Annotated in this window: 13 protein-coding genes and 1 riboswitch; of the genes, 4 read left to right on the forward strand and 9 right to left on the reverse strand. The window is 71.1% G+C overall.

From position 1 onward, the window contains the following. Position 1: 1 nt before the first annotated feature. Entirely contained in the window at positions 2-880 is an 879-nt protein-coding gene (locus tag ACWC5O_RS03055; protein ID WP_450581767.1) for an MBL fold metallo-hydrolase, read from the reverse strand. 12 nt (positions 881-892) lie between these two features. Continuing rightward, positions 893-960: riboswitch (guanidine-III (ykkC-III) riboswitch) on the reverse strand. A gap of 84 nt (positions 961-1,044) precedes the next feature. Further along, positions 1,045-2,208: a PP2C family protein-serine/threonine phosphatase gene (locus tag ACWC5O_RS03060; RefSeq protein WP_450581765.1), complete on the reverse strand. Its 1,164-nt coding sequence runs from the start codon at positions 2,206-2,208 to the stop codon at positions 1,045-1,047. Positions 2,209-2,441: 233 nt separating this feature from the next. On the opposite strand from ACWC5O_RS03060, the gene ACWC5O_RS03065 reads away from it, so the two are divergent. Further along, positions 2,442-2,768: a hypothetical protein gene (locus ACWC5O_RS03065; RefSeq protein WP_450581763.1), complete on the forward strand. Its 327-nt coding sequence runs from the start codon at positions 2,442-2,444 to the stop codon at positions 2,766-2,768. A gap of 582 nt (positions 2,769-3,350) precedes the next feature. Here ACWC5O_RS03065 and ACWC5O_RS03070 read toward each other — a convergent pair. Then, the gene (locus tag ACWC5O_RS03070; RefSeq protein WP_450581761.1) at positions 3,351-4,376 is read right to left on the reverse strand and encodes an aldo/keto reductase; all 1,026 of its coding nucleotides are present in this window, start codon (positions 4,374-4,376) and stop codon (positions 3,351-3,353) included. A gap of 163 nt (positions 4,377-4,539) precedes the next feature. Between ACWC5O_RS03070 and ACWC5O_RS03075 the strand changes: the two genes are divergently transcribed. Beyond that, positions 4,540-5,772 carry an FAD-dependent oxidoreductase gene (locus tag ACWC5O_RS03075; protein ID WP_450581759.1) on the forward strand — a complete coding sequence of 411 codons (1,233 nt, stop codon included), beginning with the start codon at positions 4,540-4,542 and terminating at the stop codon, positions 5,770-5,772. Here the strand turns inward: ACWC5O_RS03075 and ACWC5O_RS03080 are convergent. The 4 genes from ACWC5O_RS03080 to ACWC5O_RS03095 all read right to left on the reverse strand — a co-directional run bounded on the left by ACWC5O_RS03080 (position 5,769) and on the right by ACWC5O_RS03095 (position 10,120). After that, positions 5,769-5,984: a hypothetical protein gene (locus ACWC5O_RS03080; RefSeq protein WP_450581757.1), complete on the reverse strand. Its 216-nt coding sequence runs from the start codon at positions 5,982-5,984 to the stop codon at positions 5,769-5,771. The two genes, ACWC5O_RS03075 and ACWC5O_RS03080, sit on opposite strands and share 4 nt — an antisense overlap. Before the next feature lie 112 nt (positions 5,985-6,096). Continuing rightward, positions 6,097-8,760, reverse strand: coding sequence for a SpoIIE family protein phosphatase (locus ACWC5O_RS03085; protein WP_450581755.1), 2,664 nt, complete (start codon positions 8,758-8,760; stop codon positions 6,097-6,099). A 120-nt stretch (positions 8,761-8,880) separates the two neighbouring features. Next, positions 8,881-9,237: a hypothetical protein gene (locus tag ACWC5O_RS03090; RefSeq protein WP_450581753.1), complete on the reverse strand. Its 357-nt coding sequence runs from the start codon at positions 9,235-9,237 to the stop codon at positions 8,881-8,883. Positions 9,238-9,295: 58 nt separating this feature from the next. Beyond that, positions 9,296-10,120 (reverse strand): SGNH/GDSL hydrolase family protein, encoded by an 825-nt coding sequence (locus ACWC5O_RS03095; RefSeq protein WP_450581751.1) that lies wholly within the window; start codon positions 10,118-10,120, stop codon positions 9,296-9,298. Between the two features lie 367 nt (positions 10,121-10,487). Here ACWC5O_RS03095 and ACWC5O_RS03100 point away from each other — a divergent pair, with 367 nt between their 5' ends. Next, the gene (locus tag ACWC5O_RS03100) at positions 10,488-10,709 is read left to right on the forward strand and encodes a hypothetical protein (RefSeq protein ID WP_450581749.1); all 222 of its coding nucleotides are present in this window, start codon (positions 10,488-10,490) and stop codon (positions 10,707-10,709) included. A gap of 24 nt (positions 10,710-10,733) precedes the next feature. Here ACWC5O_RS03100 and ACWC5O_RS03105 read toward each other — a convergent pair whose 3' ends face one another. Next, positions 10,734-11,978 (reverse strand): LmeA family phospholipid-binding protein, encoded by a 1,245-nt coding sequence (locus tag ACWC5O_RS03105; protein WP_450581747.1) that lies wholly within the window; start codon positions 11,976-11,978, stop codon positions 10,734-10,736. Between the two features lie 445 nt (positions 11,979-12,423). Between ACWC5O_RS03105 and ACWC5O_RS03110 the strand changes: the two genes are divergently transcribed. Beyond that, positions 12,424-12,948 (forward strand): lamin tail domain-containing protein, encoded by a 525-nt coding sequence (locus tag ACWC5O_RS03110; protein ID WP_450581745.1) that lies wholly within the window; start codon positions 12,424-12,426, stop codon positions 12,946-12,948. A gap of 62 nt (positions 12,949-13,010) precedes the next feature. Here ACWC5O_RS03110 and ACWC5O_RS03115 read toward each other — a convergent pair. Next, a partial coding sequence (locus ACWC5O_RS03115; protein WP_450780900.1) for a SpoIIE family protein phosphatase occupies positions 13,011-14,729 on the reverse strand: 1,719 nt, incomplete at its 5' end.

Raw genomic sequence — 14,729 nt, forward strand, 5'->3', positions numbered from 1 at the left:
CTCAGCTGTGGGGACAGAGGACGAAGTCGGAGTAGGCGCGCCAGGTGAGGTCGGCGTCGAGTTCGGTGAGCGCGTCACGGATCCTGCGGAGGTGAGCCGGGGTCAGCTGGAGCGGGGGCTCGTCGGGCTGGTAGGTGGTGCGGACCGGATAGTCCACGCCCGGCTCGGTGGTCATCTCGATGTGGCAGCCGAGCACATGGGCGACGGGCCGGCGGTCGGCGAACTCGATCAGACGGTCGATGCTGCGGGCGAAGGCGGGGACGTCCTCGATGTAGAGCCGCCCGGGATACACGCTGTCGCCGGTGAGCAGGAGGCCGGTGGCCGGGTCGTAGTACGTGACGGCCGCCGCATGATGGCCTGGGGTGGCCAGGCACTCCAGTACCCGGCCGCCCAGGTCGACGTGGGCGACGGCGTCCGGGTCCGCGTCGAACCCGAAGTACCGCCAGGCGGCGGCACGGTCGGCGCCCACCACCGTGGTGTCGGGGCGGCCGGCGAACTGGTCGTCGCCCGCGACGTGGTCACCGTGCCCGTGGGTGTGCAGCACCAGCAGCTCGTAGCTGTCGCGGGGATGCCGGGCGAGCCAGTCCGTGAGGAGCCCGTCGACGACCTGGCGCAGGGGGAAGAACTCGGCGGACCCGGTGGCGCCGGTGTCGATCAGCACCGCACGTTCGTTGCCGCACAGCAGGAACAGGAACGGCGCCTCGTAGTGCACCGCCATGTTCTGCCGCAGGATGAACGTGTGCTCGTCATAGGCGTGGACCTGGATGTCCGGGTCGGTGTTGTGCTTGGCCGACGGCGAACCGTGGATCCACCTCACGTCCAGCGGACGGGCCTGGGGAGGGGAGTTGGTGAAGTCGATCAGGTGCGTGCCGGTGTTCACGATGTCTCCGCGCGTGCGTCGTCTTGGCGGGCCGGGTACGGCGCACATCTCGTCCGGGGCAGGCCCGTCAGAGCCTCCGGCGGGACGCTACCACGGTGTCCGACGGGGCCCGCGGCCGTGGCCCGCACGTCCTCCCGTGCGTGCCGCAGGGGCCGCCGGCGGCATCACCGGGGCCCGCCGCTTCCGCCCACCCCGCCCGATGGGGGAGGCGGCGCGGCCGGCTGGTCGGCGAGCAGGCAGGCGGTGAGCGCCGCGGTGTCGTCCTGGAGGCGGTTGTGGCTGTAGGCCATCAGGTCGCGGTGGAGCTGTTCCAGCAGCTCCCGCGGCGGAAGAGGGCCCCAGGAGCGCAGACGCTCGAGCAGGGGATAGAAGGTGCCGTGGGGGTCGCGGGCCTCCGTGATGCCGTCCGTGTACAGCAGGAGCTGGTCGCCGGGCCGGAAGTCGTAGACGTCGACGTTGTACGGCTCTCCGCCCAGCACACCGAGGTTCAACGGCGGAGCCGACCGCCCCCGGTCCAGTTCGCGGACCTCGTCAGCGCGGATGAGGAGCGGGGGCGGATGACCGCAGTTGACGATCCGGACGAGATGACCGTCGGTGGGGATCTCGGCGAAGATGGCGGTGACGAACCGTTCGCCCAGCTCGCTTCCGCCGAGCAGCATCGCCCTGCGGTCCATGCTGGTCTCCACGTGGTCGGCCAGGGCGGGCAGATCGGGTTCGTCGTGCGCCGCCTCGCGGAACGCGCCCAGCAGGGTGGCGGCGGTCTCGACCGCGAGCAGACCCTTGCCGCGGACGTCACCGATGAGCAGCCGGACCCCGTACGGGGTGGGGACGGCCTCGTAGAGGTCGCCGCCGATGCGCGCTTCCGCGGCGGCGGAGAGGTAGAGGCTTTCCAGCAGAAGGTTTCCGATCCGGCGCGGGACCGGTCTCAGCAGGACGCGCTGCGCGATCTCGGCCACGAAGCGCACGTCGGCGAGCGTGCGTTCACGGCGGGTCCGATGGGCGGCCAGGACCGTGCCGATTGCGCCCACCAGGGCGGTGCAGATGTAGGAAGCCACGTAGTGGCGCTCCCACAGGTAGCCGACGGACCGGCCCGCACAGCAAGGGGTACCGGCCAGGACCCCTTCGAAGAGGACCGCGAAGACCGTGACGCCGGCGACCACGAGGGGCCCCTGGGCGAAGGCGGCCAGCAGCGGCACGGTGATCAGCGCGAAGCTCACCGGCCAGTCCACCGGCGTGAGGGGTTCGATCAACAGAAGGGCAGCGACGAACAGCACCGGAAGCCAGCGCATCCACATGGGGGCCGCGGGCAGTTGGGTCCGTACGCCCATGCCGGCCTCCGGCTCCCGACGGGTACGCCCGTTCCTCACTCGGCGCTCCCCAACGCGCCCGCCGTCGGAGCTTCAAGTCCGGCCCGAAAAGCGCGCCGTGCCGGTGGACGACATGCCTGACGGTTCGGCTTTCGCGGCCTTCGCACACCGGACTCCTGATCGCACGACCCCTGCAAGAGGTCCAGCCTCCTTTGCCGCGTCCCGGCACACCGGTGATTGCTCCACTTGGCGGCATGTTCGGCAGACCGAGGTCATGGGTGGGTGCGGTGGCGGGGCTGCTGCCCATCGGCGACGGGTTCGACCTGACCGGGTGGGTGGTGCTCGACACGGAGACCGTCGGCATGGCGGTCATCGGGATCGCCGTGGCCCTCGCCCTGGTACGGCCTTGGGGAAGGCGAATACGGGGACCGCTGGTGGCGTTCGTCGCCTGGGTGGGCACGGGATTGCTCGTTCCGCTGCTGCCGTATGTCGTACGGGACTCGCTGCTGGCTTGTCGGACGGCGCGCCGCAGCGTCACGAAGACTCCGGTCCTGCCACGCCGGGTTGGGAAGCCGCGCTGATCCAGATCTGCTTCGTGGGCATGGGACTGGGCCTCGCACTCGCCTTGCCCGCCCACCTTCGACGGCGTTGGCCGGAGGTGTTCGCGGGGAGGGTCGGAGACCCTGCTGGGCGCTCGGTGGCACGGCCGGTGTCGCGCCTCCCGCGGACCGGGAAGCCGGCGGGCGGCTGCTGACGGGGGTGTGGGGCCTCTGGGCGCTCGTCGCCTCCGCCGCCACGTGGATGCTCGGCCGCCGCCGTCCTGTCCGTCCGCACGCCCGCCGCCGTGGCGGCGGGCGTGGTCATGTTGCCGGTACTCGTCCGCTCCCGCAGGCTTCCCGCGCGCGAGGCCGCCCGGACCTCCGCGTGGCCACCGGGCTTCCGCCCGCGCAGGGGCCAAGTGCCCTCCGGCGCGGGCGGATTGCGGCGACGGCAGCGGGAACTCCCCACCACCGTTTGAGCCGTTGTTGCCGGACCGGACCTCTCGGCGGGGTGGGCGGTGGCGGAATGGGCAAAGGCGGGATCACCGGTCCATCCACCGCGCCGGACTCCGACTCGCCGCCATCTACATCCGGTCAGGAACGGCCCCGCACCCCCGCTCGACCCTAGGCCTCCCGCCCCACGGAAGTGAACGACATGTCCGGGTAGCGGTCGCCCGCCACCTGGCCGGCGATCGGCTCCAGCAGCGCCAGTTCGTCGGCGGTCAACGTGATCCGGGTGGCCTCGGCGTTCTCCAGGAGGCGGCTGCGCTTACGGGTCCCGGGGATCGGCACCACGGTCAGGCCGTGCACCTGGGCCCGCTGGTGCACCCAGGCGAGGGCGATCTGCGCCGTGGTGGCGCCGTGGTCGGCCGCGATCTTGCGCAGGGGCTCCAGGAGGGCGGCGTTCGCCCTGGCGTTGTCGCCGGTGAAGCGCGGCTGATACTGCCGGAAGTCGCTGCTGGAGAGATCCGTGCTCGCGTCGGCGAAAGCACCGGTCAGGAAGCCCCGGCCCAGCGGCGAGTACGGCACGAACGCGACACCCAGTTCGGCGGCAGCGCCCACCGCGCTGCGCTCGACGTCCCGGCTGAAGACCGACCACTCCGACTGCAGGGCGGTGATCGGGTGCACGGCGTGCGCCTCGCGCAGCTCGGCGCCGGTGACCTCGCTCAGGCCGAGGTGCCTGACCTTGCCCTCCCGCACCAGTTCGGCCATGGCGCCGACGGACTCGGCGAGCGGGACGGCGGGGTCGCGCCGGTGCATGTAGTACAGGTCGATGACCTCGACGTTCAGGCGGCGCAGGCTCGCCTCGACCGCGTTCCTCACATAGGCGGGCTCGTTTCGGATACCGCGGTAGCGCGGGTCGTCGGCACGGCGCTCGATGCCGAACTTGGTGGCCAGGGTCATCTCGTCGCGGTGCGCGGCCACGAACGGCGCGAGGAACTCCTCGTTGGTGCCGGAGCCGTACACGTCGGCGGTGTCGATGAGGGTGACACCCGCCTCGAGAGTAGCCTCCAGGGTGTCCCGGGCCGCCGCGACGTCCGTCTCGCCGTACGCATCGCTGATGCCCATGGCGCCGAAGCCCTGCACGCCCACGAGGGGGCCGCCGGTGCCCAGCTCTACCTTGCGGATCTGTTCGATGGCGTTACTCATGCCCGTCACGCTAGATCGTTCGAGTGCGCTCGAAGCAAGTGCTTTCCGTGCGCCGGTTCGCGCTTTCCGTACGCCGCTTCCAGGGTCGGCCGGCGCGGAGAGGAGTATGGTATTCATCGAATGATGAATTACTGCTCTCGTGATCGTGAAGGGCAGGACTGCAATGGAACGGACCACGTGCTGTGTGGTGGGAGGCGGTCCCGCGGGCATGGTGCTCGCTCTGCTGCTGGCCCGGGCCGGCGTCGCGGTGACGGTCCTGGAGAAGCATGGCGACTTCCTGCGCGACTTCCGCGGCGACACCGTCCACCCCTCCACCCTGGCCCTCCTGGACGACCTGGGGCTGGCCGAACGCTTCGCCGAGCTGCCGCAGCGGCGGGTGAACACCGTCCAGTTGCCTGTCGGAGCCGGCCGCTCGACGGTAACCGTCGCCGACCTCACGGTGCTGCGCGGACCCTACAACTACGTGGCGATGGTGCCCCAGTGGGACCTGTTGGACCTGCTCGCGGACGAGGCCCGGCGCGAGCCGTCCTTCCGGCTCAGGATGAACACCGAAGCGACCTCCTTCCTGATCGAGTCCGGACGGGTCACCGGGGTGCGCTACCGCACCCCTGACGGCCGTACCGGCGAGTTGCGGGCTGTCTTGACCGTCGCCTGTGACGGCCGGGGATCATTGGCGCGCTCCCGGCCGGAACTGGGACTGCGCAGCTTCACCTGCCCGATGGACGCCTGGTGGTTCCGTCTGCCACGGCACGAGGGAGACCCGCGCGGACTCGTCGGCGGTGCCGGGGACCGCTTCCTGACCGCGATGATCGACCGTGGCGACTACTGGCAGTGCGCCGGACTCATTCCGAAGGGCACCGACGCACAGCGCCGGGCCGCGGGCCTGGACCGCTTCCTGGCCCAGTTCACCGCGGCCGTGCCGTGGATCGCCGACCGCTCGCACGCCCTGCGTTCCTGGGACGAGGTCAAGCTCCTGGACGTGCGCCTGGACCGGCTGCGCCACTGGCACCGGCCAGGGCTGCTGTGTATCGGCGACGCCGCGCACGCGATGTCCCCGGTCTTCGGCATCGGGATCAACCTCGCGGTCCAGGACGCCGTGGCCGCCGCCCGCTACCTGATCGAGCCGCTGCGCAGCGGGACCGTGGGCCTGCGCGACGTACGTGGTGTGCAGCGCCGGCGCCTTCCGACCACGGTCGCCACCCAGGCGCTCCAGCGTACGGCCCACGCCCTCTTCATCGCTCCCGTCCTGCAGGGCCGTCCGCCTCTCGGCAGCCCGGAGCGGGCCCAGCGCCTCGCTCGCATGGTCGCCGGGTCACGATGGATGCGGCGCCTGCCCGCGTACTTCATCGGATACGGCGCACTACGGGAACGTCCGCCCGCGGTCGCCGTCCGCTAGCCGCCCCGCGCGAGGCGGGCCTTCTGGGGCAACGGCCGCGCGGGGTCGTTGTGCAGGGCGAGAACGGTGGTGCAGTCGGCGTGGGCGATTCTCTCAAGTGACCTGAGCAGAAGGTCGTTGCGCTCGGTGTGAGCGGGAAGGTGCCGGCCAGAACCCGCCGCGACCGTGAGCGCGACGCGCTCGTCGCTCGCCACGTCCCTGGGCGGGACCATGAGCTCGGTCGTACAGGAGATACGGCGCTGGGCCGAGCTGACGGCCCCGGCGATCGGCGAGGCGCGGCCGGCGTACGACCAGAGCCGGCGGCGTCGACCGAGGCCGCCACGGCTATACGGGCAGCTGCTGTTCGGTCCAGATGACCTTGCCGTCAGGCGTGTAGCGCGTGCCCCAGCGGTCGGCGAACTGGGCCACGAGGAAGAGGCCGCGGCCGCCCTCGTCCATCGTGGTGGCCCGGCGCAGGTGCGGGGAGACGCTGCTCCCGTCGGACACTTCGCAGACGAGGGTGCGGTCGCGGATCAGGCGCACGCTGATCGGGCCGGTCGCGTGCCGGATGGCGTTGGTGACCAGCTCACTGAGGATCAGCTCCAGGGTGAACGCCTCCTCGTCCAGGCCCCATGTGTGCATCAGCCTGGCGGCGCAGGCCCGCACGCCGGCGACGGCCGAAGGATCGGAGGGCACGTCCCAGACCGCGGTACGGCCGCTGTCGAGCAGCCGGGTGCGCGCGACCAGCAGCGCCACGTCGTCGCGCGGTGCCGTCGGCAGCAGCGCGTCCAGCACGGCCTGGCACATCTGTTCCGGCGTCCGCCCGGCGTGGGCGATGGCGCGGCGCAGCTGCTCGATCCCCTCGTCGATGTCACGTTGCCGCTCCTCGATCAGGCCGTTGGTGTACAGCACGATGACGCTGCTCTCGGGCAGGCGTATCTCCGCCTTCTCGTACGGCAGCCCGCCCAGCCCCAGCGGGGGACCGGCCGGCACCCCGGCCAGGTCCGCGCGGCCGTCCGGGTACACGACCAGGGGGTCCAGGTGGCCGGCTCTGGCCAAGGTGCACAGGCCGGACACCGGGTCGTAGATCGCGTACAGGCACGTGGCACCCGTGAGCGTCGGCGCTTCGCTGTTCTCGCCGTCCCGGTCCTGGTCGATGCGGGTGACGAGCTCGTCCAGGTACCAGAGCAGCTCGTCGGGCGGCAGGTCGAGCGTGGAGAAGTTGTGGACGGCGGTGCGCAGTTGCCCCATGGTCGCGGCGGCGTGCATACCGTGCCCCACGACGTCGCCCACCACGAACGCGACGCGGGCTCCCGGCAGGGGGATGACGTCGAACCAGTCGCCGCCGACACCGCCGAGCCCCGCCTCGGCGGGCAGATAGCGGTGGGCCACCTCGACAGCGCTGTGCTCGGGAAGCGCGTGCGGCAGAAGGCTGCGCTGCAACGCGACGGCCATGGCGTGCTCCCGGGTGAAGCGGCGGGCGTTGTCGATGCTCACCGCGGCACGGGCGACCAGTTCCTCGGCCACCGAGAGGTCTTCCGGACCGAAGGGCGCGGGCTCCTTCGAGCGCCAGAAGGTCGCCACGCCGAGAATCACCCCACGTGCCCGCAGCGGAGCCGCGATCATGGAGTGAATGCCATAGGCGACCAGCCTGCGAGCCCGGTCGGGGGCCTGTGCCTGCCAGCCGGAGAACGCCGCCATGTCCGCCTCCAGCACCATCCGCCCGGAACCGAACCCGGAGGCCTGCGGCGTGGAGGCGTCGAAGTGGATGAGCCGGCCAGGTGGATACAGCGGTGTGTCCTCCCGGATGCCGTGCAGGGCGACACGCCGCAGCTCCGCCATGTTCGCCAGGTTCGGTTCCTCGCCGCGCAGGACGGCATCGGCCAGGTCGACGGTGACGTAGTCGGCGAACCTGGGGACGGCCAGTTCGGCCAGTTCCTCGGCCGTGCGCGTCACGTTGAGCGTGGTGCCGATGCGGATCCCGGCGTCGTACAGCAGCTTGAGCCGTTCCTGTACGTCATCCACGCGGCCCATCAGCGCGCTGAGTTCCGTCGTGTCACGCAGGGTCGCGACCGCGCCTCCTGGCCCGGGCAGCTGCGCCATGGGGCGTTGGCTGATCGCCAGCAGCCGGTCGCCGACCCTGATCACCTGGTCCGTGGTCGCGGTACCGGACAGCAGCAGCCGCTCCGCGCCCGGCTCGAGTCCCAGACTTTCGACGGGCCGGCCCTCCACGTCCGCCGCGAGCCCGAGCAGGCGTCGTGCCTCGTCGTTGGCCAGGAGCAGACTGCCCTGCGGATCGACGATCAGAACACCTTCGCGCACCGTGTGCAGAACGGCGTCGTGGTGCTCGTACATGCGTGTCATCTGCACCGGGCCGAGGCCGTGTGTCTGACGGCGCAGCCGCCTGCTGATCAGCGCGGTTCCGCCGGTGGCCGCCAGGAGCACCACCCCGGTAGCGGCCAGGACGAGCGGTACCTGCCGCTCGGCCGCCCCGCTCACCTGCTTGACCGTGATGCCCGCGGAGACCAGACCGATGACCTTCCCGTCGGACGAGGTGACCGGGACGACGGTCCGCACCGAGCGGCCCAGCGTCCCCGTGGTGGTCTCGGTGACGATTCCACCGTGCTGTGCCGGCGCGATGCTGCCGATGTAGTGCTGGCCGATCCGCGCCGGATTCGGATGGGTGTAGCGAATGCCCTCCGGACTCATCACCACGATGAAGTCCACCTTGGAGCGTTTGCGGACCTCCTCGGCCTGCGACTGGAGGGCGGCGGTGGGGTTCGGGCCTTGCAGGGCCTGTCGTACCGACGGGGACGAGGCGACGGCCGAGGCCACCGCCAGTGTGCGGTTGCGGGCCTCGCGCTCGGCGTCCGTCCGGGACTGCAGGAGCAGGGCGACCACGGCCGCCGCCACAAGCACGACGATGATGAAGACCTGCAGGATGAAGACCTGGCCGGAGACGGTGCGCAGCCCCTGCCAGGACCGCAGACGCTCGGGCCGCGGGTCCATAGCCCCATCTAACCTCGGCTGCAACGCGCCCTCATCCCTGAGTGACCGCCGTGCCCCGCCCTCCACCTCACGTGCCCGCGTGTGCGCACGGAGCGAGCGGTGCCGGCCGGCTGCTCTCCCTCAGGCGTGCGTCGTCAAGATCATGTACGGCGCGGTCCTGGTCTCCGCCGGGGCGTCCTGCGCGGCTGCGTCGACGGGGAGCGTGGGCAGGTCCACGGTGGGGGAGGAGGAGCCGGCCTCGGCCAGGAAGGACCGGTAGCGGGTCCACAGCAGGTCCTGGCCGCGCAGGAACCATGCCCAGGCATCGTCGGTCGTCATGGTGTCGCGCAGTCGCCATGGGCGTATGACGGCCCCGCCCGCCGGACCGGGTCTGCCGGATCCCGTCGCCTGTGCGGGCAGATCGGCGTGGGCCGGGCCGGGCAGGGCCACCGTTGCCGCTCCGCCCGACGCGGTGCCGAGCACGGCTCTGCGGGGCACCGGCGAGCGCTTCTTTGCGCGGTCATGAGTGCCCTGACACATCCGATGTATGGCGAGATCAGGCCGCGCCGGCGAGGAGGGGGAGATAGCCCAGCGACTGCCCGGGTGCCGTGGGGTGGTACGACTCGGTCAGATCCAGCCAGTCGGCGCTGTGCAGCCAGGGTGTGGGCGAGCAGATCTCGTGCCCGGCGAAGGCGGCCCGGGGGTCGGTGAACGTGAACCCGTGGTCGACGGCGCGCTTGGCGATCACCCTGTTGAGCTGGTCCACGGCCTCGTTGAGCGCCGACCTCTCCGTGTCCGTGAGGCCGCCCGAACAGGTGCCGTGGAGCTGGTAGAGGTGCGGGTAGCCGAGCACCACGACGTGGGCGGCGGGTGCCTTGCTTCGGATGGCCGAGTAGAGACGGTCCAGGTCGCCCGGGAGGGTCCCGTCCATGAAGGCGCGCGCCTTGGTGACGGCGGAGAAGCATGCCCTGGTGCCGGGCAGTACGCAGGTCGCCATCACGCCGGAGAAGCCCGAGTCGCTGCCGCCGACGGTGATGCTGACCAGGTCGGTACGGGGACTCAGCGGGCCGAGCTGCTTCGCCATGACGTCGCTCGCACGAGCCCCGTTGCATGCCGTGAAGCTGAACGACGACGGCGCATGGGCCGCGGCCCACAGGACCGGGTACGCCCGGCCGCTGCGCAGGCAGTCCGAGCCGGAGGTGAAGTAGCTGCCGGCTCCGACACCGGCCGAATAGGAGTCACCGAGAGCCACGTAGTCCAGGGTTGCGGTGTGCAGGGCTTCGGTGCTCGGCGCCGCCGGCGCCATCGCGGGACCGGCGAGGGTGCAGGCGGCCGCGAGGAGGAGGGCGGACACATAGGAGGCTATGCGGGACCGGCTCATGACTCTCCTGTATCGCGGTCCGACCGCCCCCGCCCACGGGCGCCGTCCTCCCTGCTCGGCCGTGTTGACATACCCCTGCGGCAGTGCCGCCGCCGCAGTACGCCGCACTGGAGGGGACACCGGCCGGAGCCGGGCGCGCGCCGGGGCGCCGTCTCCTCGGCAGGTTCACCCGATGAGCCGTCACCCGTTCGGCGGCGCGCGCGTTCTGCCTGTCCAACGGCGAGGAAGCGGTGGGGGGTTGCCTGGCAGCCCTGCCCGCCCGCGCGGCCCTGGCCATGGGGGAGGGGTTCGACACCGCGGTGGAGGACATGGCGCTGGCCGCGCTCGGCGCCTACACGCGGATGTTCGCTGCTGGCTCCCCGAACCGGTGGACGTACCCGCACTCCTGGTACGCGCCGACCGGCTGCCGGAGATGCGCACCCACGGCAGCCGCGAGACAGGAACCCACGACTGGCGGGCCTCCTGGCCACACCTGTCCGAGACGGCGAACGTCCCCGGCGACCGCTGGAGCATCGCCGAGGAACACGCACCCACCACGGCACAGGCCGTCCGTGACTGGGTCAACCGACTTGGAGAACCCATGAGTTGAGGTGCCTTGCCGCACGGAGCACGTTCAGTGCCCCAGGAGCAGTCCCGACCCCGTGACGTCGGCGTGGATGCCGTCCTTGTGCACCGTCACGCGCTGCAGGCGCAGGGCACCCGAAGGCGGCTTCGGCAGCTGGAAGGAGAAGGAGAAGCGGTCGGCGATCTGCGGGCGGGTGAGCTTGGTCAGTGCGGTGAGGAGGGAGAGGTCGAGGCCCAGCCGCTCGAGGAGCCTCGGGTGGGCGAGGGCCACGTCCACGAGGTTCATGCGGGTCAGGCCGTGCAGGAAGCGCGGCGCGCCGGTGAGTTGATGGAGCCTGTCCTCGTCGTGCAGCGCGGCGCGCACCGCGCTGACGGGGACGCCCAGGCGCCGCACGATCTCCGGGACGGCCAGAAAGGCCCTGATCTTCTCCGCCTCCCGGGTGAGCCGCCGCGCCGAGGCGCGGGTCAGGTGGAGGCCCTCGCCGGGCCCGGTGCCGGGCCGGTACGTCGCGAGGTCACCGATGTCGAGCCGCATGCCGTCCACGGAGGTGGCGATGCCGCGCTCCCCTTCGCGCCGGATGCGGACGTCGGCGCGTACCCGCAGATCGTTCCCCACGACGCGCAGATCGCCGTGGGCCCGCACGCGGCCCGGTCCGCACGCCGTGAAGTCCACCTGGGAGGCGCCGAGTTCGCGGTTCATGTCGGCGAAGGACAGCAGGACCCGACCGTGCACCTGCCGCACGAGTGCGCCGCGCACGGCGGTGGGTCCGTCGCCGTCGATACGTATGTCGCGTGCGGTGGCGGTGACCTGGGTGAGGGTGACCCGGCGAGCCGGGACACCGGGGACGGTGACCCGGACCGAGTCGAGGCGCTGCGCGGCAAGCTGGGTGAGGAAGGGAAACCCGCCGATCCGCACCTCGGGGGCGGCGGCGAGATGCAGTTGGTCCTTGAGCCGTTCCGAGGCCTTGTGCTCGGCATACAGCAGCGCCCAGCGGTCGGCGAGGGTGACGAGGCAGGCGAGGGTGAGCGCCCAGGCGAGAACTCTGACCACGGTGGGCAGGCCGGTGGCACGGTTGCGGCGCCGGCTGCCGCGCCGGTGGTTGGGCGGGGCCCAGGGCTGTTCGGCGTCGTCGTCCTGGGAGGTCGGCGCGCTGTTCTCGGTGAGGAAGTCCTCCAGTGGATGGTGTGTCGGCGAGGCGAGTTCGTCGTACGGATTGCGGCCGGGTGGAACCCGCCCGGCGGAATGCCCGTCCGACTGGGCAGGCTGATGCGTCGGTATGTGGGGGGTACGCATCGGGAGATCTGATCATATAATCCCACTCGATTCGCAAGTTCTGCCTGAAGCAAGGCTCAAAATCAGCCACTTCACGGCCGACGGTCGGCGGGTGTACGCGTGGCAGATGCCTGAGGGCTGTTGCTCACTTTCGGGTGACGGGCCGGTGTGTGCTCATGTGGGACGGCTTGAGAAGGCCGCAAAAGGGGCATTCGGCGCATAGATGGACTATGCATGCGAGTGTCACCAATATGTGTACGATCTGTAACACGCCTCGTGTGTGCCGCGCTTCTCTTGCCCGGGGCAGGAAGGTGTGGGGGCGCGGCCGCACGGCCGCTCCTCACATGCCGCACCCCCGGCCCACGGCCAGAGGCCGTGAAGCCAGGACGTGCCCACACCCTGCAAGGGGGACCCTGTGTCCGCTTCCGTTTCTGTGACCCCACGTAGTCTGACTGCAGTTGCCGCCGTGGCGGCCGCTCTGGTCGGAGCGGTGGCGCTGCCCGCCTCCGCTGCGGACCGACCGAGCGCGCACCCGGACCCTCAGGTGGTCATCGGTGACGTGCAGTCCAGCATTCATGGCCGCTACGAGCGATCCAACCTGGCCCTCAACCGGGAGTGGGTCGACATCACCAACAACGGCCGCCGCGACGTGAACCTGAGCGGCTGGACCCTGTCCGACCGGGACGGCAACACCTACACCTTCCGCAACTACTGGCTGGGGAGCCGGGAAACCGTCCGCGTCCACACCGGTGTCGGCCGCGACAGTTCGACCGACGTCTACCAGGACCGCCACTACTCCGTGTGGAGCAACGCCGACACCGCCACCCTGCGCAACGACCACGGCCGCTTCATCGACGCCTCGTCCTGGGGCGACGGCGACGGCCGGCGTGACGACCACCGCGACTACCCTGGCCACGACCGTCACTACCGCGGCGATGACCGCAACCATCGTGGCGACGACCGCAACCACCGCGGCGACCACCGCTTCTGACCGTCCCCGGGGTGCCGACGCCCCTGCCTCGGCACCCGACAACCCGCACCACGGCCTTGGGTTTACGGTCCTGTCGGCCGAGGGGCGACCGGCTGCCCCATCCGGAGGCTGAACCACGTCGTCTTGCCCTCGTCGGTCGGCCGGACTCCCCAGTCGTCGGCGAGGGCCCGTACGAGTTGCAGTCCCCGGCCGGACTCCTCCTCCTCGGCCGCGATCCGGGGCTGGGGCAACTGCGGGCTGGGGTCGCTGACCTCGACCGTCAGCTCGGTGTCCGTGCGGCGCACGTGCAGGCCGATCGGGCCCTGCGCGTGCTGCACCGCGTTGGTGAGAATCTCCGACAGCAGCAGACACGCGTCGTCCGCCCGCTCGACGAAGCCCCATGCGCAGAGGGTCGCGGCGAGGAATCCGCGACCGTCACGCACCGCGCGCGGCTCCGCGCACAGTTCGGCCCCGGCCGTGGCCAGCGGGGCGGCCGGCACCTGTGTGAGCAGCAGGGTGACGTCGTCGTGCCCGTTCGCGTCGGGCAGCAGCGTCGTCAGGACGTGGTCGGCGGCGGCCTCCAGGTCGAGGCCGGAGCTGGCCAGCTTGTCCAGGGTGCCGATGAGCTCGGTGAGCTGGTCCTCGATGTCGGAGCCCGGCGTCTCGATGAGACCGTCGGTGTAGAGCACGAGGGTGGCGCCGCGTGCGATGGTCGTGGTGCGCTGTTCGTAGATCACACCGCCGACGCCGAGGGGCGCGTTCACCGGCGTCGACAGGGTGCTGGCACCCTCGCCGGGGACGGCGACCAGGACCGGCAGATGCCCCGCGGAACAGATGACCACTTCGCCGGAGTCGGCGGCGACGACGAGATAGCAGCAGGTGACCAGTTGGTCGGGGACGTTCAGGTCGGCCACGACCGTGTCCAGCGCCTGCATCAGCTGACGGGGCCGCATACCCGTCTTGGCCAGCGCGTGCGCGGCGGACCGCAGCTGACCCATCACGGCGGCCGCCTCCAGGCCGCGGCCCATCACGTCACCGATCAGCACCCCGACGCGGCCGGCACCCAGCGGGATCAGGTCGAACCAGTCGCCGCCCACACCGGCTCCCTGGGTGGCCGGGAGGTAGCGGCTCGCGGTGACGAGGTCGGGAATCGCGGGCGGCGTGCCCATCAGACTGCGCTGCAGCGTCAGCGCGATGTGCCGCTGCTGCTCGTACAGTTCGGTCAGTTTCGCCTCGGCCCGTTTGCGGTCACTGATGTCGCGGACGATCGCGCAGGCGCCGATGACCGTCCCGTCCGGGGACCGGGTCGGCCACAGGGTGACGTCGACGTCGAGCATCGCGCCGGACCGGGTCACCCGCAGCGTCTCGAAGTGCTCGACCTTCTCGCCCCGGCGCAACCGGTCCAGGAGCAGCCCGATCTCGTCCTTCAAGTCGGACGGGGCGAGGATCGACACATGCTGTCCGACCGCCTCGGCGGCCGAGAACCCGTACAGCCGCTGGGCGGCGGCGTTCCAGTAGGTAATCCGGCCGTCGAGGGTCTTGGCGAGGATCGCGTCCTGGGAGGACTCGACGAGTGCGGCGAGCTCGTTGATGCGCTCTTCGGCGGCTTTGCGTTCGCTGACGTCGCGTACGGCGGCGGAGACGAGGAGTCCGTCGGCGGTTTCGAGGGGGCTGAGGCTGATCTCGACGGGGAATTCGGTGCCGTTCTTGCGCAGGCCGTAGAGGTCGAGGCCGGCGCCCATGGGGCGTACTTGCTGGTTGTGGGCGTAGCTGTTGCGGTGTTTGGTGTGGTGGGTGCGGAA

The sequence above is a fragment of the Streptomyces sp. NPDC001450 genome (genome assembly GCF_053597295.1).

Coding starts and splice junctions, on each gene's coding strand:
- ACWC5O_RS03060 (WP_450581765.1), bottom strand. CDS start 2,208: ATGGGCGTACGGACCCAACTGCCCGCGGCCCCCATGTGGATGCGCTGG.
- ACWC5O_RS03080 (WP_450581757.1), bottom strand. CDS start 5,984: ATGGTCCCGCCCAGGGACGTGGCGAGCGACGAGCGCGTCGCGCTCACG.
- ACWC5O_RS03105 (WP_450581747.1), bottom strand. CDS start 11,978: ATGCGTACCCCCCACATACCGACGCATCAGCCTGCCCAGTCGGACGGG.
- ACWC5O_RS03095 (WP_450581751.1), bottom strand. CDS start 10,120: ATGAGCCGGTCCCGCATAGCCTCCTATGTGTCCGCCCTCCTCCTCGCG.
- ACWC5O_RS03075 (WP_450581759.1), top strand. CDS start 4,540: ATGGAACGGACCACGTGCTGTGTGGTGGGAGGCGGTCCCGCGGGCATG.
- ACWC5O_RS03065 (WP_450581763.1), top strand. CDS start 2,442: ATGTTCGGCAGACCGAGGTCATGGGTGGGTGCGGTGGCGGGGCTGCTG.
- ACWC5O_RS03085 (WP_450581755.1), bottom strand. CDS start 8,760: ATGGACCCGCGGCCCGAGCGTCTGCGGTCCTGGCAGGGGCTGCGCACC.
- ACWC5O_RS03070 (WP_450581761.1), bottom strand. CDS start 4,376: ATGAGTAACGCCATCGAACAGATCCGCAAGGTAGAGCTGGGCACCGGC.